Source organism: Mycolicibacterium komossense (genome assembly GCF_025822605.1).
GTDB lineage: Bacteria > Actinomycetota > Actinomycetes > Mycobacteriales > Mycobacteriaceae > Mycobacterium > Mycobacterium komossense.
The window spans coordinates 141,251-165,899 of sequence record NZ_JACKTY010000029.1 but is presented as its reverse complement, the minus strand read 5'-3'; the positions used below and the strand labels follow the sequence as shown (position 1 = coordinate 165,899).

The window sequence follows — 24,649 nt, the reverse complement described above, 5'->3', positions numbered from 1 at the left end:
GCTAGTTGACGCACTGCGGGTCGTTGGACGCTGCGGTGATGATCGGTGACGGCGGGGGAGCTGTCACATCGGAGGTGGCGGCGGCCGGGTCGGCGGTGTCGCCGCTCAGCATCTGGCTGTCGCCCTGCAAGCCCGACCCGGGCCCGGTGTAGTCCGCGGCCAGCACCACCCGCACCGAGCCCTGAGGGACCGAGTCATTGGCGACGACCGGCAGGCCGCCCAACTCCTTGGCTACCGCAACGGCACCCAGATCGTCGGACGCCGAGGCCTGTACCTGACTGTTGGAGACGGGCCCGGTCTCATTGTTTCCGACATTTCCGCTACCGAACCCCTTGGTGGACAACACGTCTGAGACCGCAGCCGCCAGGCCGTTGATCTGGGTGTCGTTGACCACCTCCACGGTGGTCTTATCCGGTGAATACGCCAACTGCTCGGTCTTGCCCTCGGCCTGGTCATGGAGCAGGCTGGTCACCCAGTCCTTGACCGCCAGGGGATCCACCCGCACCACGCTCTGCATGCCGTCGTCGCTCCAGCCGGCCTCGTCGAGGACCGGAATGGTCGCGAAGGCGACGCTACCGCCGGCCAGCTTCTGCAGCTGGTCGATGAAGGCCATGATGTCCCAGCCGTCGCTGAGTACCACCGACCGCTGCACGGCCTGCTGCAACCGGTCCAGCGTCGCCGGGCTGGACAACGTCTTGCCTGAAATCACCTGGTGGGCAAGCGAAGCCATCACGACTTGCTGGCGCACGACGCGATCCAGGTCACCGCGCGGCAGGTCGTGGCGCTGCCGGACGAAACTCAGCGCCTGCGGCCCGTTCAGCCGCTGCCAGCCGGCGGGGAAGTCCGCGCCTGAAAGAGGTTCGTACACCGCGTCTTTGAGGCACACGTCGACACCGCCGATGGCGTCGGTGATCAGTGAGAAGCCCAGCAGCCCGATCTCCGCGTAATGATCGACCGTGACACCGGTCAGGTCGGCGACCGTCTTGATGAGCGCCTCGCGTCCTGCCTCGGTGGCTTTCGGTTCCGCCACCGCCGGGTCCACGCCCTGGTCTTCGACGAGCTGCTTCATCTTTTCCAGTTTGATCTGGCCGAACACGCCGTTGATCTTGGTCTTGCCCAATCCCGGTGCCTCGACATAGGAGTCGCGGGGGATCGAGATTGCGGTGGCAGACTGTCCGTTGTTGGGGATACGCACCAGGATGATGGTGTCGGTGTTGGTCGAGACGTCGTCACCGGCATGCAGGGCCGCGAGCTCGTCGGCCGAGAGCGGATTGCCGTGCGCGTCGGTCCGGCTGTCCAACCCGACCAGCAGGATGTCGATGGCGCCGTCGTCTCCACCGCCGCCGAGCGCGGCAGCGCTGATGTGGTTGATCCCTTGTTCGAACGAGCGGATCTTGCTCCACGCGACACCCGTGACGAGCACGATCGACAGTGCGACCACGGTGGCGACGATTCGGAGGACCCGGGCAGGCATCAGACCAGGCTACTGGCGAGACCGCCAGTAACCGGGTAGCCGGGTGCGGCGTGCCAGACTCTGCGGTGTGCCAGAAGACCAGCTGATCGCCGACCGGATCGTCGTCACGGGTGCCGGCGGACAGGTCGGCCGGTTCCTGTCGGCAGAGGTTGCGCGCCGTGGCGGCACTGTCGTCGCCCTGACCTCAGCGCAGTGCGATATCACCGATCCCGTGGCCATCGACCGCGTCGTCGACGCCGTGTCCGGGGCGACGACGGTGCTGATCAACTGTGCTGCCTATACCGATGTGGATGCCGCCGAAAGCAATGAGACCAGGGCGTATCAGGTCAACGTCGCGGGTGCGGAGAACCTTGCGCAGGCCTGCGCCCGGGTTGGCGCCCGGTTCATCCACCTGTCCACCGACTACGTGTTCAGCGGCAGGTTCCCCGGCACCACCGCGCGACCGTACGAACCCGACGACGACACCGGGCCGTTGTCGGTGTACGGCCGCACAAAGCTCGCCGGTGAGCTGGCGGTGCTGCGAGCCCTGCCCGAGGCGACTGTGGTGCGGACTTCGTGGGTGTATACCGGCGGTGCCGGTGGTGATTTCGTCGCGATGATGCGACGGCGCGCCGCTCGGGGCGAGCCCGTCGAACTCGTCGACGATCAGATCGGGACGCCGACCTACGTCGGAGACCTGGTGACCGCGCTGCTGCGCATCGCGCGCGGCGATATCCACGAACCGATCCTGCATGCCGCAGGCGACGGCAGCACGAGCCGCTTCGAACAGGGGCGGGCCGTCTACGCGGCGGTGGGCGCCGACCCGGACCTGGTTCGGCCGGTCAGCGCTGCGACCAACCCGCGGCCGGCCGCCCGGCCGGCTTACTCGGCGCTGGGCAGCCGGCTCTCGACGGCGGCCGGGATCGCGCCACCGCGACCCTGGCGGGACGCCCTGCACGCAGCCCTGACCGTCGCCGCTGCGGGGGACCGTTAACCTCTACGCCGTGAGCGCGTCCGACCCCGATGACCTGCCCGTGGTGACAGTGACGTACTCACCGGGTTCGCACCTGGAGCGGTTTCTGTCGTCGTTGACGTTGGCGACCGATCGGCCCGTGCATGTGGTGATGGCCGACAACGGTTCCACCGATGGCGCGCCGGAGGCCGCCGTCGAGCGTTTTGACAATGTCCGGTTGTTGCGCACCGGCGCCAACCTCGGATACGGCAGTGCGGTCAACCTCGCAGTGGCGTCGCTGGACGCCACATCGACGGCCGGTGCTTCGGAGTTCGTGGTGATCGTCAACCCGGATGTGGTGTGGGGTCCGGGCAGCATCGACGCCCTGATGGAGGCGGCCGAGCGCTGGCCGCAGGCCGCGGCGTTCGGACCGCTGATCAGGGACCCCGACGGTTCGGTCTACCCATCGGCGCGACACCTGCCCAGCATCATCCGTGGCGGGATGCACGCTGTCGTCGGGCCGGTGTGGAAACGCAACCCGTGGACCGCGGCCTACCGTCAGGAACGCATCGAACCCAGCGAACGACCGGTCGGTTGGCTCTCGGGATCGTGCCTGCTGGTGCGGCGCGCGGCATTCGAGTCGATAGGTGGATTCGACGAGCGCTACTTCATGTACATGGAAGACGTCGATCTCGGTGACCGGTTCGGCCGGGCCGGTTGGCAAAACATCTATGTTCCTGCAGCGGAGATCCTGCATGACAAAGGTCACTCCACCGGCAAAGACCCCGCACGAAACCTCGCGGCCCATCACACCAGTACCTACACTTACCTGTCGGATCGACATGCGGGTTGGCAAAGGGCCCCTCTTCGGGTTGCGATGAAAATCGCGCTTGTCGCTCGCAGTCGATTGGCAGTCCGCAAAGCACGCCGCGAACGGATGAACGGGGGGCACTAAATGGCAGATACCGGTGCGACGCTGGATCCCAAGAAGGTCGACGCCGTCGTCTTGGTCGGCGGAAAGGGCACGCGGCTGCGTCCGCTGACCCTGTCGGCGCCCAAACCGATGCTGCCGACTGCCGGGCTGGCGTTCATGACCCACCTTTTGGCCAGGATCGCAGCCGCGGGTATCGAACACGTCATCCTGGGCACGTCGTACAAGGCCGCGGTGTTCGAGGCCGAGTTCGGCGACGGATCCAAGCTGGGGCTGCAGATCGAGTACGTCTTCGAAGAGGAGGCACTCGGTACCGGCGGCGGTATCGCCAACGTCGCCCCCAAACTGCGCCACGACACTGCCATCATCTTCAACGGCGATGTGCTCTCCGGCGCCGACCTAGGTGAGCTGCTCAATCACCACGCCAGCCACCAGGCTGATGTGACGCTGCATCTGGTGCGGGTGAGCGATCCGCGGGCGTTCGGCTGCGTGCCCACCGACGGCGACAACCGGGTGCTGGCATTCCTGGAGAAGACCCAGGATCCGCCGACCGACCAGATCAACGCCGGCTGCTACGTCTTCAACCGCGAGATCATTGACCGGATCCCACGCGATCGTGAGGTGTCCGTCGAACGTGAGGTTTTCCCGACACTGCTCTCCGACGGTCTCAAGGTGTGCGGCTACGTCGACACCTCGTATTGGCGCGATATGGGCACTCCGGAAGACTTCGTCCGCGGGTCCTCGGATCTGGTCCGCGGTATCGCGCCCTCACCGGCGCTGACCAAGCCCCGCGGTGAGTTCCTCGTCCACGACGGTGCGTCTGTCGCTCCCGGTGCGCTGCTCATCGGCGGCACCGTGGTAGGCCGTGGCGCAGAGATCGGCCCGGGCGTTCGGCTCGATGGTGCCGTGATCTTCGACGGCGCACACATCGAGGCCGGCGCGACGGTCGAGCGCTCGATCATCGGGTTCGGTGCCCGCATCGGTCCGCGTGCGCTGATCCGCGACGGCGTGATCGGCGACGGTGCCGATATCGGCGCGCGCTGCGAGCTGCTGCGCGGCGCGCGGGTATGGCCGGGCGTCAAGGTGCCGGATCTCGGTATCCGCTACTCCAGCGATATCTGACCTCGGCGCGAATCACGCTGCGGCGATTGCGCGACCGACCAGATACTCCAGTGCGGCATCGGTGCCCGGCGGCAATCCGTCGACGGGCCACCACTGCAGATCCAGTGACTCATCGCTGATCGCGATCTCGGCACTCGGCGGCGCGTAGGCAACGAACTGCAGGTCCAGATGCCGAGTCGGCAGACCCAGCGAGCACGTCAGCGGGTGTACATGAACCGCAGCCAGGCGCCCCAACGTGAGGCCGGCGACACCGGATTCCTCGGTGGCCTCCCTGAGTGCGGCCGCGCCGATGTCGGCGTCGCCGATCTCGCAGTGTCCGCCGAGTTGAACCCAACGGCCCAACCGCGGGTGCAGCGTCAGCAGTACCCGGGTACCGCTGTCGTCAAGCACCGCCGCCGATGCGGTGACGTGCCCCGGTTCACATTCGCGTGCACAGCAATCCGCTCTGGCCATCACGAACGCCAACACGGCGTGGCGCACTGAATCCTGGCCGGGGTCGGGGGCCGACCATTCGGTCAGGGTGTCGATCACCGAGTCGCGCAACGTCATCGGCGTAGCAGCAGGTTGTCCACCACCGCAGGCTCGCGGGGCCGGCCGGCCGCATCTTCCTCGGGCGGATACCCGATGGCGATGGCGCCCAACGGTTCCCAGTCCAGCGGCAGGTCGAGTTCGGAGCGCACCAGATCGGGGGTGAAGATGGTGGACCCGATCCAACAGCTACCCACCCCGCGGACCGCCAGCGCCACCAGTAGACCTTGGATGGCCGCGCCCGCCGCCACGGTGAACATGGTGTGCTCGGCCGCGGTGCGGACCGCGTCCGGATAGCTGTGGGCGCCGTCGGAAACCATGAACGGGATCACCACTTCTGGTGCGTCATAGAGGATTTGGCCGCGGGCGATCCTGCGTTCGATCGCCTCTGCCGGTGTGTCGTCGCCGCGGAGATCGGTGCGCCACTGTTGTTTCATCTGATCGAGTAACGCGGTTCGCCGCTGCGGGGACTGTAGCCAGACGAATCGTACTGGACGGGTGTGGTGCGGCGCTGGCGCGGTCAGCGCTTCGGCGACAGCACCCTCGATGACGCTCGGTTCGACGGGCGCCGGGCTGAACTGCCGCACGGAGCGCCGCAGCAATTGCGCCTGCCGACGGCCGAGGTCGATGGCCTCGGCGGTGCCCAACCAGAACAGATCGTCCTCGCCAGGGCGCAGCAGATTGCGTCCCGTGGAGCCGTCGTCGGTCAGGGTGAGTCCACGCACCACCGCGACGGGGATGCCGGTCAGCTTCCCCTTGACCAGGTCGGCCGCCGCGGCGATCTCGTCGGCGACGGCGACTTCGGTGACCAACAGTTCATTGCCGTGTTTGTCCACCGCGCCGGCGTAGCCATGCAGCACCGGAATGCCTGCCGCGCCGATGGCGGCGTCGGTCTGACCGTTGCGCCAGGCTCGGCCCATGGTGTCGGTGATGACGATCCCGACTGAGACGCCGAGGCTTTCGCGGAGCCCGCTGCGCAGCCGGGCGGCGCTCCCGTCGGGGTCGACCGGAAGCAGCGCCAATTCGGAGGTCCCGATATTCGAACCGTCGACACCGGCCGCGGCCTGGATGAGGCCGAGGTTGTTCTCGGTGATGAGGGTTCGGCCCTTGCGGGCCAGTATCCGCACCGCCTCGCCGTCGATCAGCTTGCGCCGCAGGTCGTCGCGGGCCTCGGGATCCGACGGCGCCGCCACGATCCGGCCCTCGCATTTGGACAGCACCTTGCTGGTGACCACCACCACATCCCCGTCGCGCAGCCACGGCGCGGCGGCGGCGAGTATCGCCGTCAGGTCGTCACCGGGGCGGAACTCGGGAAGGCCAGGCACCGGCAGGATCTCGATGGCCGCCGCGGCCCCGTGTTCGTTGCCGCCTTGAGGGCCGAGGCTGTTCACAGGCCCTCCGTCGAGACGCCGGCCAACTCGAGGCCGGCGCGCACCATCGCCGCAGTGGCGGACGGTTCGGTCATCAGCAGGGGGATGGAACGGACTGCGACACCGTCGATCTCGGCATGGTCGTCTTGGGAGATCAGCCAGCCGTCCAGCAGGCCCGTTCCCGATCGGCCACCGTAGTGCCGGCCGACCGCTTCGGATGTCGACTCGACGCCGATCACGGTGAGGCATTCATCGGCCATCCCGCGCAACGGTTTTCCCCCGATGATCGGTGAGTACCCGACCACGGGCGCGGTGGTCGAGCGCAGCGCGCCCCGGATACCAGGGATCGCGAGGATTGCGCCGACGCTGACCACCGGGTTCGACGGGGCGAAGAAGACAATATCGGCGGCCATGATGGCGTCGACGACATCCGGCCCCGCGGTGGCTTTTTCGGCGCCGACGAAGGCGAAGCTGTGGGTGGGCACCCCGGCGCGATACCGCACCCACCATTCCTGGAAGTGGATGGCCCGCTGCTCGTGGCTCTCGGGATCAGTGATGACGACGTGCGTTTCACTGCGGTCGTCGCTGGCCGGGAGTAGCCGCGCGCCGGGCGTCCAGCGCGAGCACAGCGCCTCGGTCACCGCGGACAGTGGGTAACCGGCCCGCAGCATCTGGCTGCGCACCAGATGCGTGGCCAGGTCGCGATCGCCCAGGCCGAACCAGTCGGGTTGCACACCGTAGGCGGCCAGTTCCTCCTTGGCGTGCCAGGTCTCGTTCCGGTGGCCCCAGCCTCGCTCGGGGTCGATTCCGCCGCCCAGGGTGTACATGCAGGTGTCCAGGTCGGGGCAGATCCGCACTCCGTGCATCCAGGCGTCGTCGCCGATGTTGACCACGGCGGTCAGTTCGTGCTGCGCACCGACCGGGTCGGCGAACTGGCCCTGCCTGAGTAGCTTTTGGACGCCCAGCAGGAAGCGTGCGCCGCCGACGCCGCCGACGAGAACGGTCACCTTCACACCGAATGACACTAGTCGGACGACGATGCGCTGCGAGGAACGAGCAGGGTGGAGGAGTTCGAACCATGGACGGCGGAGTGGGGGTGTGTCGCGCGCGGCCCTGGCGACCCGGTAGGTTCAATCACCGGTTGGTAGCCCCTCGGGGTCACTGTAAGATCACAGTCCCGACACGCCCAGGGACCGACACACGGAATTGTCGGCGGTCAATGGTATGAATTCCAGTTCTCCCCCTTGACCTCTGCAGCTAACCCGTGTCTAATCACATCAGTGTCATTTCCCGGTTGGGCTGCCGGTTCCGGTGTCGCAGACCGAGATTCGATCGTATGTTCGAATTGGAATGACCGGAGATTAATAGTGGGGCACATTCAGCATTGATGAAACCAAGGTGAGGAGGCGGAACATGTCCTATGAGCACCTTGTTGGCGCAATTGGTAGTGCCGCAATCGGAAACACGGCCCATACCAACATGATCCCGTTGACCCCGGAGACTCCGGCCCGGCCGCATTTGAGTTTGGTGGCCGACAGCTACGAACTGGAACCGGAATCCGAAGAGAACCAATGGCAGGACCGCGCATTGTGCGCGCAAACGGATCCAGAGGCCTTCTTTCCCGAGAAGGGCGGCTCCACCCGTGAGGCCAAGCGCATCTGCCTTGGTTGCGAGGTGAAGGACCAGTGCCTCGATTACGCGCTGGCCCACGATGAGCGCTTCGGCATCTGGGGTGGACTCTCCGAGCGGGAGCGTCGTCGACTCAAGCGCGGAATTATCTGACCTGAGCCGTCAGTCGTTGTCGATCGTCGGGTCGATAACGGACGGCTCGACGCCAAGGTATGTGGCGACCTGAGCAACCAGGATTTCGTGTAACAGTTCGGTCAGTTCGGTCGAGTCTTTGGCTCGGCGCTCAATGGGCTTGCGGAACAATACAATTCGCGCCCGCGTTGCGTTTCCCCTGATATCGACACCCGCTGGGATCAGTCTGGCCAGCGCGATCGGCCCGTCCGCGACCACTTCCGGCGGGAACTGCACGTTCTCGGGATCTCGCGGCGAGATGCGAGGAATCTCATCGACGGCGACATCGAGTGTCGAAACCCGGTCCTGCCACCGCCGTTCGATCGGCTCGTAGGCCTCCAGCACTGCCATGTCGAAGCGCTCGGCGCGGCTGCGCCAGCCCGGCACCGTCGGCGGCAGCAGCGGGCCTCGGACTTCGCGACCGTGCCGGGATGCCGACCGGATGCCTGCGCGGCCGCGTCGAGAGCTGGGGGAATCAGCCACCGGGCGATCGTAACGGTTCGACATCGCCACGGTGACAGGTGCGCGTGTCCGGCACTCTGCGGGGGTTTCCGCACGATAGCCTCACGAACGTGAATGTTCCCCGTCGCTGCTGCCGGCCCGGGTGCCCGCATTATGCGGTGGCGACGCTGACGTTCGTCTACTCGGATTCGACGGCCGTCGTCGGCCCGTTGGCCACCGTCCGCGAGCCCCACTCCTGGGATCTCTGTGTCACCCACGCCGGCCGGATCACCGCCCCCCGCGGGTGGGAGCTGGTGCGCCACGCCGGCCCCCTGCCCACTCATCCCGACGAGGATGACCTGGTGGCCTTGGCGGACGCGGTGCGTGAAGGCCGGGACGGGTTGCCCTCGGGTCCTCCCGTCAACGGCTTCTCCGATCCGGTCGGCCACCCGACGGTGCATGCGTCCGTGACCGGCGCGGGTGTGCTGGCGGCGCCAGCACACCGGCCTGGCGGTGCCGGCCGTAGGCGCGGTCATCTCCGGGTGCTGCCCGACCTGACCGACTGAGCCGCGGTCGACTCGTTCGCACCCCCGAGGTTGTACCGAGGTAAAGCCCAGTGCGCGGATTTGACGGCGTAACCCGACGGGTCGAACGGCTAGGCTGGCGTGCAAAGTCCATCCGTCAGGAGTGCTGTTGATGTCGCTGTCCGTGAGGTCCGCTGAGTCGGTTGCCCGTGTCATCAAGGCCTACGACGTGCGTGGTCTCGTCGGCGAGGAAATCGACGAAGCCTTCGTCTCCGAGGTCGGTGGCGCGTTTGCGCGATTGGTGCGCGACGAGGCCCATGGCGCCGACCGGGTGGTCATCGGCCACGACATGCGGGAGAGTTCCCCAGCTCTGGCTGCGGCGTTTGCTGCCGGTGTCACGGCTCAGGGCTTGGATGTCATCCGCATCGGGCTCGCCTCGACCGACCAGCTGTACTTCGCGTCGGGACATCTGGACTGTCCGGGGGCGATGTTCACCGCCAGTCACAACCCGGCTGCCTATAACGGCATCAAGCTGTGCCGAGCGGGCGCCAAGCCCGTCGGACAGGACACCGGCCTCTCCACCATCCGTGAGGAAGTCGTCGCGGGCGTACCCGAATTCGACGGCCCGGCAGGCACGCTTTCCGACCAGGACGTGCTAGCCGACTACGGCCAGTTCCTGCGGTCGTTGGTCGACGTCACCGATCTGCGCCCGCTCCGGGTGGCTGTCGACGCGGGTAACGGCATGGCCGGTCACACCGCGCCCGCAGTGCTCGGGGCGATTCCTTCCCTCACGGTGCTCCCGCTGTTCTTCGAGCTCGACGGCTCGTTTCCCAACCACGAGGCCAACCCGCTCGATCCGGCGAACCTGGTCGATCTGCAGAAGTTCGTCGTCGAAACCGGCGCCGATATCGGCCTGGCCTTCGACGGCGACGCCGACCGTTGTTTCGTGGTGGACGAACGGGGCCTGCCGGTCTCGCCGTCTGCGGTGACAGCCCTGGTCGCCGCGCGCGAGCTGCATCGTGAGATCGGCGCCAGCATCATCCACAACCTGATCACCTCGCGCGCCGTACCCGAGCTGGTCATCGAACGGGGCGGCACGGCCATTCGGTCGCGGGTCGGCCACTCGTACATCAAGGGTTTGATGGCCGAGACCGGAGCCATCTTCGGCGGCGAGCACTCGGCGCACTACTATTTCCGCGACTTCTGGGGGGCCGACTCCGGGATGCTGGCTGCACTGTATGTGTTGGCCGAACTCGGCGGGCAGGACCGGCCACTGTCGGAACTGACAGCCGACTACCAGCGCTACGAGCCATCCGGTGAGATCAACTACACCGTCGCCGACGCCCCGGCCTGCGTCGAGGCAGTGCTGAAAAGCTTTGGTACCCGGATTCATTCGATCGACCACCTGGACGGCGTCACGGTCGACCTCGGGGACGGCAGCTGGTTCAACCTGCGGACGTCGAACACCGAACCCCTGTTACGGCTCAACGTCGAGGCCCGCACCGTTGACGAAGTCAATGCACTCGTCGAGCAGGTGGCAGCCGAGATCGTCGAGACGAACGCCCGCAGGCAGGCGGTGCCATGAGTGCGCTGCGCGCCGGCATAGATCTCGACGACACCGAGGGGCTCATCGCCGCGGACCGCGAGGGCTTGTTGCGCGCGGCGTCGATGGCAGGCGCCCAGGTACGGGCCACCGCCACCGCCGTCGCCGAAGGCGCGCTGGAATCGTTGCGCAGCGATCAACGGCCGCGCTCGGTTATCTGGGTTTCCGGCCGGGGCGCCGCCGCTTCGGCCGGCGCCATGCTCACTGCAGTCCTCGGTGGGTCTGCCGCCGAGCCGATCGTCGTGGCCGCCGAGACGCCGCCGTGGATCGGCCCCCTCGACGTCCTCGTCATCGCCGGCGATGATCCTGCCGACCCAGCGCTGGTCGCCGCGGCGGCCACCGGTGTGCGGCGGGGATCCAGCGTCGTCATCGCGGCGCCACACGAAGGTCCGCTGCGCGATGTGACGGCGGGCCGGGCGGCCGTGCTGGCACCGCGGCTGTGGGTACCCGATGATTTCGGTCTGTGCCGCTATCTGGCCGCGGGATTGGCGACGATGCAGGCGCTGGATTCCCGGTCGGCAGCTGCGGTGGACCTGATGTCCCTCGCCGATCAGCTGGACGCGGAAGCACTGCGCAACAGTGCCGGTCGTGAGGTGTTCACCAACGCGGCCAAGGCCCTCGCCGACCGGATGACCGGCCGCAGCGTAGTGCTGACCGGGGACAGCGCGGCCACGCTCGCTCTGGCCAGACACGGTGCCGCGGTGCTGTTGCGGATCGCCCACAAGGCGGTCGGTGCCGCCGGGTTGGCCGATGCCTTGGTCGCCCTGCGGTCGGACAACTCCGGAGATGTCGATTCTGTGCAGGCGTTGTTCCACGACGAGGAATTGGACGGCCCGCTGCCTGACCGGCTGCGGGTGTTGGCGTTGACAATGGCCGCGGAGCGTCAGGTGGTGGTGGCGCGAGTCGCCGGCCTGGGGGACGTCGATGTGGTCGGGGTGGAAGATGTGCCGGATCCGATATCGGCTCCGGTGGATACCGGCCGGCCCGAGCAGCAGTTGGCGATGCTCGCGGTGCGGGTGGAAATGGCAGCCGTGTACCTACGGCTGGCGCGGGGATGACGGGGAAGAGCTAGTGGAGTTGCTACGCGGAGTTATCCGCACCTACGCCTGGGGATCGCGCACGGCGATCGCCGATTTCACGGGCCGTCCGGCGCCCACCGCGCATCCGGAAGCAGAGTTGTGGCTGGGAGCTCACCCGGCAGACCCGGCGTTCGTGGAGACCGAAGACGGCGAACGTTCGCTGCTGGACGTGTTGCGCGATGATCCCGAGGGACAGCTCGGGCCGTCGGTCCGGGACAGATTCGGCGACGTGCTTCCGTTTTTGGTGAAGGTGCTGGCCGCCGACGAGCCGCTGTCGCTGCAGGCCCATCCGAGTACCGAACAAGCGGTGGTGGGATACCAGAACGAGGACCGGATGGGCGTCCCGTTGTCGTCGCCGGTCCGCAACTACCGTGACCGCAGCCACAAACCTGAGTTGCTCGTCGCGATCGAGCCGTTCGAAGCGTTGGCGGGATTCCGGCCGGTGGCCCGGACCGTGGAGCTGATGCGGGCGCTGGCGGTGCCGGAACTCGATCCCTTCGTCGAGCTATTGGTCGGCCAGTCCGCGGCTGACGGTCTTCGGACGCTGTTCACCACCTGGATTACCGCGCCGCAACCTGACCTCGATGCGCTGGTGCCCGCCGTCCTCGACGGGGCGGTGAACTATCTGCGTTCGGGTGCAACCGAATTCGCTGACGAAGCCAGGACGGTCTTGGAACTCGGTGAGCGCTACCCCGGCGACGCGGGCGTGCTGGCCGCCCTGCTGCTGAACCGGTTGCAGCTCGCCCCTGGCGAAGCCATCTACCTGCCCGCCGGAAATCTGCACAGCTACCTGCGTGGTGTGGGCTTCGAGGTGATGGCGAACTCCGACAACGTGTTACGTGGGGGGTTGACCCCCAAGCACGTCGATGTGCCGGAACTGCTGCGGGTGCTGGACTTCACGCCGGCCTCGGCGGAGTCGCTGCATCCACGACTCGACCAGGAGGGGTTCGATCTCGAATACCTCACCCCGGCAGTAGAATTCGCTGTTTCGGTGCTGCGGCTCGACGGCGAGAACCTCGGCCACGAAGTGGACGCTCCCTGTCGTCATGATGGACCGCAGATCCTGGTGTGCGCGGAGGGCGGTGCCGTCGTGCGGGCGAAGTCGGACACCTTGACGCTCGAGCGCGGCGCGGCAGCCTGGGTATCCGCCGACGACGGGCCCATCCGACTGGTCGCAGACCGCCCGACCCAACTGTTTCGGGCGACCGTAGGTATTTGAGCGAGGAGCGCCACCATGTCGACTGCCGGGAGTACCCGTGCCATCGTGGCCGCACTGGCGGCCAATGCCGGCATCGCCGTCGCGAAATTCGTCGGCTTCCTGATCACCGGGAGCTCGTCGATGCTCGCTGAGGCGGTGCACTCCGTGGCCGATACGTCGAATCAGGCGCTGCTGCTGTTCGGGCAGCGCCAGGCCCGCCGGGAGGCCGATGCCCTGCATCCGTTCGGGTACGGTCGCAGCCGGTACTTCTACTCCTTCGTGGTGGCGCTCGTACTCTTCACCCTGGGTTCGGTATTCGCCCTCTACGAGGGGTATCACAAGATCTCGCACCCCGCGGAACTCACCTCGCCGTTGGTCGCCGTTGTGATACTGGTGGTTGCAATCTTGTTGGAGTCGTACAGCTTTCGCACCGCGATGGTCGAATCCCGGCCGCTGAAAGGCGACGGCAGTTGGTGGCGGTTCATCCGGACTTCCCGCAACCCGGAACTGCCGGTCGTGCTACTCGAGGACACCGGCGCGCTGATCGGGCTCGTCCTTGCGTTGGCCGGTGTCGGTCTCACGGTGCTGACCGGTAACCCGGTCTGGGACGGTATCGGCACCGCGGCCATCGGCGTCCTGCTCGGTGTCATCGCGGTGATCCTGATGGTCGAGATGCATAGCCTGCTGATCGGCGAGGGTGCCACCAGTGCGGAGGACCAGGCTATTCGGCAGGCGTTGGAGCAGACCGAGCACGTCGATCGGCTGATCCACATCCGCACCCAGTACCTGGGACCCGACGAATTGTTGGTGGCCGCCAAGATCGCGCTCGCGCCGACCACCGAGTTATCCACGGTGGCAGCGACCATCAACGCTGCGGAGGCCGCCGTCCGCGCCGCTGTTCCCGCCGCGCGGGTGATCTACCTGGAACCGGATCTGGACCGGGCGCTGACCGGCTAACCGGCTTTGGCGTGGGCTCGCTGCGCCCACCACAGCCGCATGTTGTGCCGCACCGTCCGACTGACCAATGTCGGTGATGGGACCATGTAGAGGCTGTCCAGCAGGCTGAAACGCCGCAGAAACCATTCGGCCAGAACGGGATCCGTCTCCGCTGCACCGAGAAACTGGTCGAACAGACCGCCGACCGGGCCGTACCACCACGGCTTCGGGCCCGGCGCCAGGTGCAGGACCTGGTCGCCGATGGCCGTCATCGTCCACACCGGATAGGTCGTCTTCGCGGTGGCCTTGGCCAGCCGGGTGGCGATGTCCGAGTCACCGCATTCCAGTACTGTGCGCAGGTTGCGGGCCTGGATCGACGACATCGTCATGCCCTGGCCGAAGGTCGGGTTGAAGCTGACCACGGCGTCGCCGAACGGAATGATCCCGGTTGGGAAGCGGCTGAGCTTGTCGTAGCGGCGCCACCTGCTGACCGGGTATTTGTGAAATGCCACGTCGCCGACCGGGGTGCCGGCGCGGAGCGCGGCGCTCACGTGTGCAGGCAGGATATCGTCGGCCAGCGCGCACATCTCCGTAAATCTTTGTGGTGGTTCAACTTTGGCGATCCCGAAGGTGGTAACGGTCCAGGTGTGGTCCTCGTAGTACAGCATCCCGAGGCCGAGTGGCTGCTCGCGGCAGGCGCCGGCCACCACCACCTTTTCCTCGATGAGTCCGGCCGGAATTCGCACCTGCTGGCTGGCGTATCCGATCCCGACGTCGACGGTCTCCTCGGGTGGCCGCTCGAAACCCCACTGCTGTAACCACACCGGCAAGCGGGTACCGCGACCGGTGGCGTCGACCACAAGATCTGCGGGTACGGCGGTGTCCTCGGCGGACTCGACATCGTTGGCGTCCAGCAGAACACCGGTCACTCGCTCTTCGGCGGGGGAGTAGCAGGGTTCGGCGACGCCGACGTGCCGGATCTGCACATTGGGGATGGCCTCCACCCGCCGCCGGATCTGCCATTCCAGATGCGGCCGGCTCGGTACATAGGCGGTGAACTCGTTGCGGAGCGTGTGGTCGGTGCCCAGTACGTGGCCGGCTGCACCAAAGTGGATGCAGTCCGGGCGATTCTCCAGCATGGGCACACCGGCCGCGACCATGTCGTCGAGCAGGCCGGGGAAAAGGCCGTCGAATTCGGCGGCGCCGCGTGCCATCAGCAGGTGCACGTGCCGGCCCTGAGGTACCGCCGCGCGCTGCGCGGGAGCGCTGGGCAGTTCGTCGCGTTCGAACACGATGACCTGTCGATAGTGGTCGGAAAGCACCCGTGCGGCACAGAGCCCGGCGATGCTGGCGCCGATGACCACGGCGTCTTGTTCCTTGGTCCTCCCCATGCTCGCGACGTTACGCGCGGTACCGCCCACATTTGCTGGGAATCGGCTGGGCAACGGTGACGGGAGTATGACCTCCAGTCATTCGTCGGGCGGTGTCACCGTCTACTTTACAAATAATGCCTCTGTGTCTAGACGGTCGACAAAATCTTATCTATAGTCAAGTTCATTCGAAGGCGGATCTTCCAGAAGGTGGTAGTCGTGACATCGCAGTTGGACGAACACAACGGACCGGTAGCGGCCGAGCAGTGGCGGGATAAAAAGCGCCGGCTGTGGCTGATGGGGCTGATCGCACCCACCGCGCTGTTCACCGTGATGCCCCTGGTGTGGGCACTGAACCATGTCGGCTGGACCACGGCCTCGCAGGCTTTCTTCTGGATCGGGCCGGCTCTGGTCTATGTCCTGCTGCCGGTGCTCGACCTGCGTTTCGGCCCGGACGGTCAGAACCCACCGGATGAGGTGATGGAGCGGTTGGAGAACGACAAGTACTACCGACGGTGCACCTACATCTACATCCCGTTCCAGTACGCCAGCGTCATCGTCGGGGCTTATCTGTTCACGGCGTCAGACCTGAGCTGGCTGGGCTACGACGGTGGCCTGAGTTGGGTGGCCAAGATCGGCCTGGCCCTGTCGGTGGGCACCCTCGGCGGCATCGGGATCAATACCGCACACGAATTGGGGCACAAGAAGGACTCCCTGGAGCGCTGGCTCTCGAAGATCACGCTGGCTCAGACCTGGTACGGCCACTTTTACATCGAACACAACCGCGGCCATCACGTCCGCGTCGCTACTCCGGAGGACCCGGCCTCGGCCCGCTTCGGTGAGACATTCTGGGAATTCCTGCCCCGCAGTGTATTTGGCAGTCTGAGGTCGTCGTGGGAGCTCGAAGCGGCGCGGTTGCGCAGGCAGGGCAAAAAGGTATGGCACCCCAGCAATGACGTGCTCAACGCATGGGCGATGTCAGCGGTGTTCTGGGGAGTGCTGATCGCGATTTTCGGCTGGGGAGTCATCCCGTTCATGGTCATCTCGGCCATCTACGGATTCGGCCTGCTGGAGACGGTCAACTATCTCGAGCACTACGGACTCCTGCGCCAGAAGATGGAAAGTGGCCGCTACGAACGCTGCTCACCGCAGCACAGCTGGAACTCCGACCACGTCGTCACCAACCTGTTCCTCTATCATCTGCAACGGCACAGTGACCACCACGCCAACCCCACGCGTCGGTACCAGACGCTGCGCAGCATGGACGGTGCGCCCAACCTGCCCAGCGGCTACGCATCGATGATCAGCCTCACCTACTTCCCGCCGCTCTGGCGAAAGGTGATGGATCACCGTGTTCTTGACCACTACGACGGCGACATCACGCGGGTCAACATCGATCCCCGTCGGCGGGAGAAGATCCTCGCTCGCTATGGGGCGGTCAGCTGATGGCGTGCTACCGGTGCCCTGTCTGCGACTACGTCTACGACGAGACCAAAGGTGCTCCGCGGGAAGGGTTTCCGCCAGGTACCCCGTGGGCCCAGATTCCTGACGACTGGTGCTGCCCCGACTGCGGGGTGCGCGAGAAGATCGATTTCGAGATGACAGGAGTGAGCGCATGACGACATCGGACGAGGTCTACAAACTGTTCCGCTGTTTCCAGTGCGGGTTCGAGTACGACGAGGCCAAAGGCTGGCCCGAAGACGGTATTGCCGCTGGCACACGGTGGGACGACATCCCCGAAGACTGGAGCTGCCCGGACTGCGGCGCCGCCAAATCCGACTTCGAGATGATCGAAGTTGCCCGGCCATGACGGGCCTGCCCTGTTGACGCCTGCCCTGGTTGGTGTCAGTGTCGCCCCTGTGGCAAGGGCCCGCAGGGACAGAACAGGCAGCGAGGGTAGACCCGTACGGGTTCCCTACGCCGAGGCGTCGCGCGTGCTGTTGCGTGACCTGGTTCTCGACGCGATGCGCGATCTCCTCGGCACCAAGGACTGGTCGTCGATCACCCTGGCCGACGTCGCCACGGTGGCCGGGATCAGCAGGCAGACGATCTACAACGAATTCGGCTCACGGCAGGGTTTGGCGCAGGGATACGCCCTGCGCCTGGCCGACCGCCTGGTCGACGCGGTGGACGACGCCATCTACTCCAATGTCGGGAATGTCGAAGCGGCGTTCCTGGAGGGCTTCCGTGCCTTCTTCGCCGAATCCGCGTCGGACCCGTTGGTGATCTCTCTGCTGACCGGTGCGGCAAAACCCGACCTACTGCAGATCATCACCACCGACAGCGCGCCGATCATTTCCCGGGCGTCGTCGCGGCTGACGGAGTCCTTCACCCACAGCTGGGTGCAGTGCAGCGCCGACGATGCCGGCGTCCTGGCCAGAGCCATCGTGCGGTTGGCCATGAGTTATGTCTCGATGCCGCCGGAGTCCGACCATGACGTCGCGCGGGACCTGGCCAGATTGATGACACCGTTCGCCGAACGCTACGGTGTTATAGATACTCCGTAGCTGTCAGTGCGCCTTAGCGCCTGTCCCGCGAGCCCGCAGGCTATGGGTATCTGCATGGGTGTCGCCACGCGCATCTGTGCGCTCATGAGCAATTGACGAATGAAAAGGGGCTCTACATGACTGCACCGACACTGACCGCCGACGTTCTAAACGGGATCGACTTCAAGGTCGCCGACCTCGGACTCGCGGAATTCGGCCGGAAAGAGATCCGGCTCGCCGAGCATGAAATGCCCGGATTGATGTCGCTGCGCCGCGAATACGCCGAGGTCGCTCCACTCAAGGGTGCGCGCATCTCCGGATCGCTGCATATGACCATCCAGACCGCCGTCCTGATCGAGACCCTCGTCGCCCTCGGCGCCGAGGTCCGCTGGGCGTCCTGCAACATTTTCTCCACCCAGGACCACGCGGCGGCCGCAGTGGTTGTCGGGCCGCACGGGACTCCCGAGGAGCCCAAGGGCACCCCGGTCTTCGCGTGGAAGGGTGAGTCGCTGGAGGAGTACTGGTGGGCGGCCGAGCAGATGCTCACGTGGCCCGGCGAACCGGCGAACATGATCCTCGACGACGGTGGCGACGCCACCATGCTGGTGCTGCGCGGCGCGCAGTACGAGAAGGCCGGCGTGGTGCCCCCCACCGAGGACGACGACTCCGATGAGTGGAAGGTCTTCCTCGGGCTGGTCCGGGCGCGTTACGAGACCGAGAAGGACAAGTGGACCAAGATCGCCGAGTCGGTCCAGGGCGTCACGGAGGAGACCACCACCGGTGTGCTGCGGCTGTACCAGTTCGCCGCCGCTGGTGAGCTGGCGTTCCCGGCCATCAATGTCAACGACTCGGTGACTAAGAGCAAGTTCGACAACAAGTACGGCACCCGGCACTCGCTCATCGACGGCATCAACCGGGGCACCGACGTCCTGATCGGCGGCAAGGCTGCCCTGGTGTGTGGCTATGGGGACGTCGGTAAGGGCTGCGCCGAGGCGCTCAAGGCGCAGGGCGCGCGCGTCGCCGTCACCGAGATCGATCCGATCAACGCGCTCCAGGCGCTGATGGACGGCTTCGAGGTCAAGTCGGTCGAGGAGGCGATCGGCTGGGCCGACATCGTCATCACCGCCACTGGCAACCAGGGCATCGTCACCCTTGAGCACATGAAGTCGATGAAGCACCAGGCGATCCTGGGCAACATCGGCCACTTCGACGACGAGATCGAAATGGCCCGCCTCGAGCGCGATCCGAGCGTCCGTCGGATCAACATCAAGCCGCAGGTTGACGAGTTCGTCTTCGACGACGGCCACTCGATCATCGTGCTGTCCGAGGGCCGACTGCTGAACCTGGGCAACGCCACCGGCCATCCGTCGTTCGTGATGAGCAACAGCTTCTCCAACCAGGTGATCGCGCAGATCGAACTGTGGACCAAGAACGACGAGTACGACAACGAGGTCTACCGCCTGGCCAAGCACCTCGACGAGAAGGTCGCTCGTATCCACGTCGAAGCTCTCGGCGGCACGCTGACCAAGCTCACCAAGGAACAGGCCGAGTACATCGGCGTCGACGTCGACGGCCCGTACAAGCCGGAGCACTACCGCTACTGATTTCGCGAGCAGACACAAAGTGCCCCATTTCCGTAAGGATCTGGGGCACTTTGTGTCTGGTCGGCGAACGCAGTTAGGCTGCCGCCCGTGCTGATTGTCATTGAAGGCCTCGACGGTGCAGGCAAACGCACGCTCACCGAGGGCCTGCGATCACGGCTCGAGAGTGCGGGAAAGTCGGTGGCCACGTTGGCCTTCCCGCGGTACGGGCAGTCGGTGCCCGCCGATGTGGCGGCCGAAGCGCTACACGGTGACCACGGCGACCTGGCCGGTTCGGTGTATGCGATGGCCATGCTGTTCGCGCTGGATCGAGCGGGTGCCGCCGACCAGATCGCCGACCTTCGACTGAACTACGACGTGGTGCTGCTCGACCGTTATGTGGCCTCGAATGCCGCCTACAGTGCGGCGCGGCTCGGCCAGGACGCCCACGGCGAGGTGGTGGACTGGGTGTTCCGCCTGGAATACCGGCGGCTGCAGCTGCCGATGCCGGATTGGCAACTGCTCCTTGATGTTTCGCCCGAACTGGCCGGGGAGCGAGCGCGTCAGCGTGCTGAGCAGGAGGTGGGCCGCGCGCGGGACGCCTACGAACGTGATGACGAATTGCAGCAGCGCACCGCCGCGGTCTACTCCGGGCTGGTCGACACCGACTGGGGCGGGCCGTGGCTGAGGATCGCACCCGGCGCGACCGCCGAGGAGATTCTCACCGCTCTCGACCGCTAGATCGTCACCGGTTCGGCGACAACGGCAGGCGCTGCCCGGGGCGTGAAGAGGTCGCCTGCCGTGGACCGCATCGCCGAAGCCGTCACCTCCAGCCGGTCCGGATCACTGCCGTCGCTCGGACTCAGCGCGACCACCTCGACGACGACACCTCGGCGCATCAACCGGACCCGCGCAGCCGGCGTCGACCCCATCACCAGGCGGGTGCTGACCGCTCTTGGGCCCGATTTTCGGCGCTTGGGACCGTTGCCGGGATGGTCGGGCCCGGTTTTGCGGGGAAACGCCCGTGTGGTACCGGAGTTTTGTCGCGTTCTGGTGACACCATGGACTCCATGAGGCAAAGGATTCTGGTCATCGATGATGACGCGTCGCTGGCCGAGATGCTCACCATCGTTTTGCGCGGAGAGGGTTTCGACACCGCGGTTGTCGGTGACGGCACCCAGGCGCTCACCGCGGTCCGTGAATTGCGACCCGACTTGGTGCTGCTGGACCTGATGTTGCCCGGCATGAACGGCATCGACGTGTGCCGGGTGCTGCGGGCGGACTCCGGCGTGCCGATCGTGATGCTGACCGCCAAGACCGACACCGTCGACGTCGTGCTGGGTCTGGAGTCCGGTGCCGACGACTATGTGATGAAGCCGTTCAAGCCGAAGGAACTGGTGGCCCGTGTCCGGGCCAGGCTGCGCCGCAACGAAGACGAACCCGCGGAGATGCTGTCCATCGCCGACGTCGACATCGACGTTCCCGCCCACAAGGTGACCCGGCTGGGGGAGCAGATTTCGCTCACCCCGCTGGAGTTCGACCTGCTGGTGGCGCTGGCACGCAAACCGCGCCAGGTGTTTACTCGTGATGTGCTGCTCGAACAGGTGTGGGGATACCGGCACCCCGCCGACACCCGGTTGGTGAACGTGCACGTGCAGCGGTTGCGGGCCAAGGTCGAGAAGGACCCGGAGAACCCCCAGGTCGTGCTGACCGTTCGAGGTGTTGGTTACAAGGCCGGGCCGCCGTAAATGATCCTCCGCTCGAATCGGCGCATCCACCGGCGGTCGGCACCTTTACTGCGCGGTCTGAGTGCGCTGAGTCGAGCTGTCGGCGTAGCGTGGCGGCGCTCGCTGCAACTGCGGGTGGTGGTTCTGACGCTCGGGCTGTCGCTCGCCGTGATCATGGTGCTCGGCTTCGTCCTGACCAGCCAGATCACCGACCGCATCCTCGAAGTGAAGGTGCGCGCCGCCACCGAGGAGATCGAGCGTGCCCGCAACACCGTCAGCGGCATCGTCGGCGGTGAGGAGACCCGCTCACTGGACAGCAGCCTGCAACTGGCGCGCAACACACTGACGTCGAAAACCGATCCCGCCGCCGGCGGTGGCCTGGCCGGAACGTTCGACGCGGTGCTGGCGGTGCCCGGCGACGGACCGCGGGCTGCGACCGCCGCCGGCCCCATCGACGAGGTGCCGAAGACGTTGCGCGACTTCGTCAAAGCCGGGCAGGTGAGCTACCAGTACGCCACGGTGCGCACCGACGGCTTCTCCGGGCCGGCGCTGATCATCGGTAGCCCGACGTCCTCGCGGGTGATGAACCTCGAGGTTTACCTGATCTTTCCGCTGACCAGTGAAGAGAGCACCATCTCGCTGGTGCGCGGCACGATGGCCACCGGCGGCCTGGTGCTGCTGGTTCTGCTGGCCAGCATCGCGGTGCTGGTGTCGCGGCAGGTGGTGCTGCCGGTGCGTTCGGCGTCGCGGATCGCCGAGCGCTTTGCCGAAGGACACCTGACCGAGCGGATGCCCGTGCGCGGCGAGGACGATATGGCGCGACTGGCGGTCTCGTTCAACGACATGGCTGAGAGCCTGTCACGGCAGATCACCCAGCTTGAGGAGTTCGGGAACCTGCAGCGCCGGTTCACCTCCGACGTCAGCCATGAGTTGCGCACCCCGCTGACGACGGTGCGGATGGCGGCCGACCTGATTTACGACCACAGTGAAGAGCTCGACCCGGCGTTGCGGCGATCCACCGAGCTGATGGTCAACGAGCTGGATCGGTTCGAAACCCTGCTGACTGATTTGCTGGAGATCTCCCGGCACGACGCCGGAGTGGCCGAGCTGTCGGTCGAGGCGGTGGACCTGCGTTCGACGGTCAACAGCGCACTGAGCAATGTGGGGCACCTCGCCGATGACGCCGGCATCGAGTTGTTGGTCGAGATGCCTGAGGACGAGGTGATCGCCGAGGTCGACGCGCGGCGCGTCGAGCGCATTCTGCGCAACCTGATCGCCAACGCGATCGACCATGCCGAGCGCAGGCCGGTGCGGATCCGGATGGCTGCCGACGAAGACACCGTCGCGGTGACCGTCCGCGACTACGGTGTCGGGCTGCGTCCCGGCGAGGAGAAGCTGGTGTTCAGCCGGTTCTGGCGGTCAGACCCGTCGCGGGTCCGCCGCTCGGGGGGCACAGGTCTGGGCCTGGCGATCAGCATCGAGGATGCGCGACTGCACCAGGGCCGGCTCGAGGCGTGGGGCGAGCCAGGCAAAGGCGCCTGCTTCCGGCTCACCCTGCCGTTGGTCCGTGGGCACAAAGTGACGACGAGTCCGCTACCGATGAAACCCATTGCGGCGGAGCGCAACGACCGCAGGGATTCGGCGAAAGCCGCCAACCAGGTGCGTCAACGCGACCGCGAACCCGCAGGGGAGACCGTGTGAAGCGCTGGCTGACCCTGCTGGTGGTTGGCGTGCTGGCGTTCTGCACGACGTCGCTGGCTGGATGTGCGGGCGTACCCAGTTCGTCTGCACCGCAAGCGATCGGCACCGTGGATCTGCCGGCGCCGCCGAGCCTGCCCAAGCCGACACCGGGGATGGATCCCGATCTGCTGCTGCGTGAATTCCTCAAGGCCACCGCTGATCCCGGTAACCGGCACTTGGCGGCCAGACAGTTCCTCACCGAGTCGGCGTCCAACGCCTGGGACGATGCCGGTAGCGCCCTGCTGATCGATCAGGTGGTGTTTGTCGAGACTCGCGGTGCTGATCGGGTTTCGGTCACCATGCAGGCCGATATGCTCGGCTCGCTCTCCGATATCGGCGTCTTCGAGACCGCCGAGGGGGCACTGCCCGACCCGGGCCAAATCGAGTTGGTGAAAACCACCGACGGCTGGCGGATCGACAAATTACCCAACGGCGTTTTCCTGGACTGGCAACAGTTCCAGGAAACCTATAAGCGGCACACGCTGTACTTCGTCGACCCCACGGGCAAGACGGTGGTGCCCGATCCTCGTTACGTTGCAGTCTCCGACCCTGATCAGCTGGCCACCGAACTGGTGTCGAAACTGATTACCGGACCGCGCCCGGAGATGAATGACACGGTGCGCAACATGCTGGGGCCGCCGCTGCGGCTGCGGGGACCGGTGACCCGCGCCGATGGCGGCAAGACCGGGATCGGACGCGGGTACGGGGGCGCGCGGATCGAACTGGAGAACCTGTCCACCACCGATCCTCATAGTCGGCAACTGCTTGCCGCGCAGATCATCTGGACGCTCGCGCGTGCCGACATCAAGGGTCCGTATGTCATCAGCGCCGATGGCGCCGCGCTCGACGATCGCTTCGCCGACGGCTGGGACACCTCCGACGTCGCAGCCACGGATCCGGGTGCGGCCGACGGTGCGTCGGCCGGGCTGCATGCGCTGGTCGGCGGATTCCTGATGTTCCTGGACGGTCAGCGGTCGACCCGGGTGCCGGGAACGTTCGGGCAGATGCAGGACCAGATCTTGGCGGCGCTCTCGCGCGACGGGCATCAGGTGGCTTCGGTGGTGACGCTGCGGGCCGGTGCCCCGGATATGGCGTCGGAATTGTGGATCGGTGACAGCGGCGGAGTAGCGGTGCCGGCCACCGATGCGCGCAGCCTCTCCCGTCCAACCTGGGCGCTTGACCAGGCGGTGTGGCTGGTGGTCGACGGCAACAACGTGGTGCGGGTGATCAGAGAGGCGGCGTCAGGTCAGCCGGCCAGAATTCCGGTCGATTCGACCGCGGTGTCCACGAAGTTCCCCGGTGCGATCGCCGACCTGCAATTGTCGCGTGATGGCACGCGTGCCGCGATGGTCGTCGAGGGCCAAGTGATTCTGGCTGGGGTGGCGCAGACTTCTGGCGGCGAATTCGCGCTGACCTATCCGCGCCGCCTCGGATATGGGCTGGGTTCCTCGGTGGTATCGCTGTCGTGGCGGACTGGCGACGACATCGTGGTCAGCCGCAACGACCCCACCCACCCCGTGTCGTATGTGAACCTCGACGGGGTCAACTCCGACGGTCCCAGCCGCAATCTGCAGATGCCCGTGACGACGGTGGCGGCCAGTCCTTCGACGGTGTATGTCGCGGATCAGCGTGGCGTCAAACAACTTTCGGGTTCGGGTGCCGAAGACGACCAGGCTTGGTCGGAGGTGCGACCGTTCCTGCTTCCCGGTGCGGAGCCGGTGTTACCAGGCTGAGGTGGCTTCGCTGGACGGCCGGGTGGCCGCGCGCCCTCCCCGGCGGCCGAGTCAGGTCACGCGGCAAAGGTGAATT

The 24,649-nt window shown here is 66.3% G+C and carries 25 protein-coding genes; 18 read left to right on the top strand and 7 right to left on the bottom strand.

Annotated elements, in window-relative coordinates; all coding sequences use genetic code 11:
- Position 1 precedes the first annotated feature (1 nt).
- Entirely contained in the window at positions 2-1,474 is a 1,473-nt protein-coding gene (locus H7J73_RS14230; protein ID WP_264068082.1) for an LCP family protein, read from the bottom strand.
- Positions 1,475-1,559: 85 nt separating this feature from the next.
- Between H7J73_RS14230 and rfbD the strand changes: the two genes are divergently transcribed.
- From rfbD to manB, 3 genes are read left to right on the top strand one after another with little or no spacing between them, the layout of a single operon-like run.
- Positions 1,560-2,447: a dTDP-4-dehydrorhamnose reductase gene (gene rfbD, locus H7J73_RS14225; RefSeq protein ID WP_264068520.1), complete on the top strand. Its 888-nt coding sequence runs from the start codon at positions 1,560-1,562 to the stop codon at positions 2,445-2,447.
- Positions 2,448-2,457: 10 nt separating this feature from the next.
- Positions 2,458-3,360, top strand: a complete 903-nt coding sequence (locus H7J73_RS14220; protein ID WP_264068081.1) for a glycosyltransferase family 2 protein — start codon at positions 2,458-2,460, stop codon at positions 3,358-3,360.
- Positions 3,361-4,458 (top strand): mannose-1-phosphate guanylyltransferase ManB, encoded by a 1,098-nt coding sequence (gene manB, locus H7J73_RS14215; protein WP_435405495.1) that lies wholly within the window; start codon positions 3,361-3,363, stop codon positions 4,456-4,458. It begins immediately after the preceding gene.
- A gap of 12 nt (positions 4,459-4,470) precedes the next feature.
- Here the strand turns inward: manB and H7J73_RS14210 are convergent, their stop codons facing one another.
- The 3 genes from H7J73_RS14210 to cofD are packed head-to-tail and all read right to left on the bottom strand — an operon-like array spanning position 4,471 to position 7,369.
- Positions 4,471-5,007: an NUDIX hydrolase gene (locus H7J73_RS14210; protein WP_264068080.1), complete on the bottom strand. Its 537-nt coding sequence runs from the start codon at positions 5,005-5,007 to the stop codon at positions 4,471-4,473.
- A complete protein-coding gene (locus H7J73_RS14205) occupies positions 5,004-6,377 on the bottom strand; it encodes a coenzyme F420-0:L-glutamate ligase (RefSeq protein ID WP_264068079.1) in 1,374 nt (457 codons plus the stop codon). Before H7J73_RS14205 ends, H7J73_RS14210 begins: the two co-directional genes overlap by 4 nt.
- On the bottom strand, positions 6,374-7,369 hold the full coding sequence (gene cofD, locus H7J73_RS14200) for a 2-phospho-L-lactate transferase (protein ID WP_264068078.1): 996 nt from the start codon (positions 7,367-7,369) through the stop codon (positions 6,374-6,376). Before cofD ends, H7J73_RS14205 begins: the two co-directional genes overlap by 4 nt.
- A 400-nt stretch (positions 7,370-7,769) precedes the next feature.
- On the opposite strand from cofD, the gene H7J73_RS14195 reads away from it, so the two are divergent.
- Positions 7,770-8,138, top strand: coding sequence for a WhiB family transcriptional regulator (locus H7J73_RS14195; protein WP_435405494.1), 369 nt, complete (start codon positions 7,770-7,772; stop codon positions 8,136-8,138).
- Positions 8,139-8,147: 9 nt separating this feature from the next.
- Here H7J73_RS14195 and H7J73_RS14190 read toward each other — a convergent pair whose 3' ends face one another.
- A complete protein-coding gene (locus H7J73_RS14190; RefSeq protein ID WP_435405493.1) occupies positions 8,148-8,639 on the bottom strand; it encodes a metallopeptidase family protein in 492 nt (163 codons plus the stop codon).
- 89 nt (positions 8,640-8,728) lie between these two features.
- Between H7J73_RS14190 and H7J73_RS14185 the strand changes: the two genes are divergently transcribed.
- The 5 genes from H7J73_RS14185 to H7J73_RS14165 all read left to right on the top strand — a co-directional run bounded on the left by H7J73_RS14185 (position 8,729) and on the right by H7J73_RS14165 (position 13,958).
- Positions 8,729-9,163, top strand: coding sequence for a DUF3499 domain-containing protein (locus tag H7J73_RS14185; RefSeq protein ID WP_264068077.1), 435 nt, complete (start codon positions 8,729-8,731; stop codon positions 9,161-9,163).
- Positions 9,164-9,293: 130 nt separating this feature from the next.
- Positions 9,294-10,706 (top strand): phosphomannomutase/phosphoglucomutase, encoded by a 1,413-nt coding sequence (locus H7J73_RS14180; RefSeq protein ID WP_264068076.1) that lies wholly within the window; start codon positions 9,294-9,296, stop codon positions 10,704-10,706.
- A complete protein-coding gene (locus tag H7J73_RS14175) occupies positions 10,703-11,782 on the top strand; it encodes a TobH protein (protein WP_264068075.1) in 1,080 nt (359 codons plus the stop codon). The genes H7J73_RS14180 and H7J73_RS14175 overlap by 4 nt, the downstream gene beginning before the upstream one ends.
- A 13-nt stretch (positions 11,783-11,795) precedes the next feature.
- On the top strand, positions 11,796-13,022 hold the full coding sequence (gene manA, locus H7J73_RS14170) for a mannose-6-phosphate isomerase, class I (RefSeq protein WP_264068074.1): 1,227 nt from the start codon (positions 11,796-11,798) through the stop codon (positions 13,020-13,022).
- A 15-nt stretch (positions 13,023-13,037) separates the two neighbouring features.
- The gene (locus H7J73_RS14165) at positions 13,038-13,958 is read left to right on the top strand and encodes a cation diffusion facilitator family transporter (RefSeq protein ID WP_264068073.1); all 921 of its coding nucleotides are present in this window, start codon (positions 13,038-13,040) and stop codon (positions 13,956-13,958) included.
- Here the strand turns inward: H7J73_RS14165 and H7J73_RS14160 are convergent.
- The gene (locus H7J73_RS14160) at positions 13,955-15,328 is read right to left on the bottom strand and encodes an FAD-dependent oxidoreductase (RefSeq protein WP_264068072.1); all 1,374 of its coding nucleotides are present in this window, start codon (positions 15,326-15,328) and stop codon (positions 13,955-13,957) included. The genes H7J73_RS14165 and H7J73_RS14160 overlap by 4 nt on opposite strands.
- A gap of 198 nt (positions 15,329-15,526) precedes the next feature.
- Between H7J73_RS14160 and H7J73_RS14155 the strand changes: the two genes are divergently transcribed.
- The 6 genes from H7J73_RS14155 to H7J73_RS14130 all read left to right on the top strand — a co-directional run bounded on the left by H7J73_RS14155 (position 15,527) and on the right by H7J73_RS14130 (position 20,114).
- Positions 15,527-16,753 carry an alkane 1-monooxygenase gene (locus tag H7J73_RS14155; RefSeq protein ID WP_264068071.1) on the top strand — a complete coding sequence of 409 codons (1,227 nt, stop codon included), beginning with the start codon at positions 15,527-15,529 and terminating at the stop codon, positions 16,751-16,753.
- Entirely contained in the window at positions 16,753-16,926 is a 174-nt protein-coding gene (locus H7J73_RS14150) for a rubredoxin (RefSeq protein WP_264068070.1), read from the top strand. Before H7J73_RS14155 ends, H7J73_RS14150 begins: the two co-directional genes overlap by 1 nt.
- Entirely contained in the window at positions 16,923-17,117 is a 195-nt protein-coding gene (locus H7J73_RS14145) for a rubredoxin (protein ID WP_264068069.1), read from the top strand. The genes H7J73_RS14150 and H7J73_RS14145 overlap by 4 nt, the downstream gene beginning before the upstream one ends.
- Positions 17,118-17,142: 25 nt before the next feature.
- Positions 17,143-17,814, top strand: a complete 672-nt coding sequence (locus H7J73_RS14140) for a TetR family transcriptional regulator (RefSeq protein WP_435405507.1) — start codon at positions 17,143-17,145, stop codon at positions 17,812-17,814.
- A 116-nt stretch (positions 17,815-17,930) separates the two neighbouring features.
- A complete protein-coding gene (gene ahcY / locus H7J73_RS14135; protein WP_264068066.1) occupies positions 17,931-19,397 on the top strand; it encodes an adenosylhomocysteinase in 1,467 nt (488 codons plus the stop codon).
- Positions 19,398-19,484: 87 nt separating this feature from the next.
- A complete protein-coding gene (locus H7J73_RS14130) occupies positions 19,485-20,114 on the top strand; it encodes a dTMP kinase (protein ID WP_264068064.1) in 630 nt (209 codons plus the stop codon).
- Here the strand turns inward: H7J73_RS14130 and H7J73_RS14125 are convergent.
- A complete protein-coding gene (locus H7J73_RS14125) occupies positions 20,111-20,305 on the bottom strand; it encodes a hypothetical protein (RefSeq protein ID WP_264068063.1) in 195 nt (64 codons plus the stop codon). The genes H7J73_RS14130 and H7J73_RS14125 overlap by 4 nt on opposite strands.
- A gap of 129 nt (positions 20,306-20,434) precedes the next feature.
- Between H7J73_RS14125 and mtrA the strand changes: the two genes are divergently transcribed.
- The 3 genes from mtrA to lpqB are packed head-to-tail and all read left to right on the top strand — an operon-like array spanning position 20,435 to position 24,573.
- Positions 20,435-21,121 (top strand): two-component system response regulator MtrA, encoded by a 687-nt coding sequence (gene mtrA, locus H7J73_RS14120; protein WP_264068062.1) that lies wholly within the window; start codon positions 20,435-20,437, stop codon positions 21,119-21,121.
- Positions 21,122-22,801, top strand: a complete 1,680-nt coding sequence (mtrB, locus tag H7J73_RS14115; RefSeq protein WP_264068061.1) for an MtrAB system histidine kinase MtrB — start codon at positions 21,122-21,124, stop codon at positions 22,799-22,801.
- A complete protein-coding gene (gene lpqB, locus H7J73_RS14110; protein ID WP_264068060.1) occupies positions 22,798-24,573 on the top strand; it encodes an MtrAB system accessory lipoprotein LpqB in 1,776 nt (591 codons plus the stop codon). The genes mtrB and lpqB overlap by 4 nt, the downstream gene beginning before the upstream one ends.
- Positions 24,574-24,649: the final 76 nt, after the last annotated feature.

Coding starts and splice junctions, on each gene's coding strand:
- H7J73_RS14230 (WP_264068082.1), bottom strand. CDS start 1,474: ATGCCTGCCCGGGTCCTCCGAATCGTCGCCACCGTGGTCGCACTGTCG.
- H7J73_RS14195 (WP_435405494.1), top strand. CDS start 7,770: ATGTCCTATGAGCACCTTGTTGGCGCAATTGGTAGTGCCGCAATCGGA.
- H7J73_RS14160 (WP_264068072.1), bottom strand. CDS start 15,328: ATGGGGAGGACCAAGGAACAAGACGCCGTGGTCATCGGCGCCAGCATC.
- H7J73_RS14175 (WP_264068075.1), top strand. CDS start 10,703: ATGAGTGCGCTGCGCGCCGGCATAGATCTCGACGACACCGAGGGGCTC.
- manB (WP_435405495.1), top strand. CDS start 3,361: ATGGCAGATACCGGTGCGACGCTGGATCCCAAGAAGGTCGACGCCGTC.
- H7J73_RS14145 (WP_264068069.1), top strand. CDS start 16,923: ATGACGACATCGGACGAGGTCTACAAACTGTTCCGCTGTTTCCAGTGC.
- ahcY (WP_264068066.1), top strand. CDS start 17,931: ATGACTGCACCGACACTGACCGCCGACGTTCTAAACGGGATCGACTTC.
- H7J73_RS14125 (WP_264068063.1), bottom strand. CDS start 20,305: ATGGGGTCGACGCCGGCTGCGCGGGTCCGGTTGATGCGCCGAGGTGTC.
- H7J73_RS14165 (WP_264068073.1), top strand. CDS start 13,038: ATGTCGACTGCCGGGAGTACCCGTGCCATCGTGGCCGCACTGGCGGCC.
- H7J73_RS14150 (WP_264068070.1), top strand. CDS start 16,753: ATGGCGTGCTACCGGTGCCCTGTCTGCGACTACGTCTACGACGAGACC.
- mtrB (WP_264068061.1), top strand. CDS start 21,122: ATGATCCTCCGCTCGAATCGGCGCATCCACCGGCGGTCGGCACCTTTA.
- H7J73_RS14210 (WP_264068080.1), bottom strand. CDS start 5,007: ATGACGTTGCGCGACTCGGTGATCGACACCCTGACCGAATGGTCGGCC.
- mtrA (WP_264068062.1), top strand. CDS start 20,435: ATGGACTCCATGAGGCAAAGGATTCTGGTCATCGATGATGACGCGTCG.
- H7J73_RS14180 (WP_264068076.1), top strand. CDS start 9,294: ATGTCGCTGTCCGTGAGGTCCGCTGAGTCGGTTGCCCGTGTCATCAAG.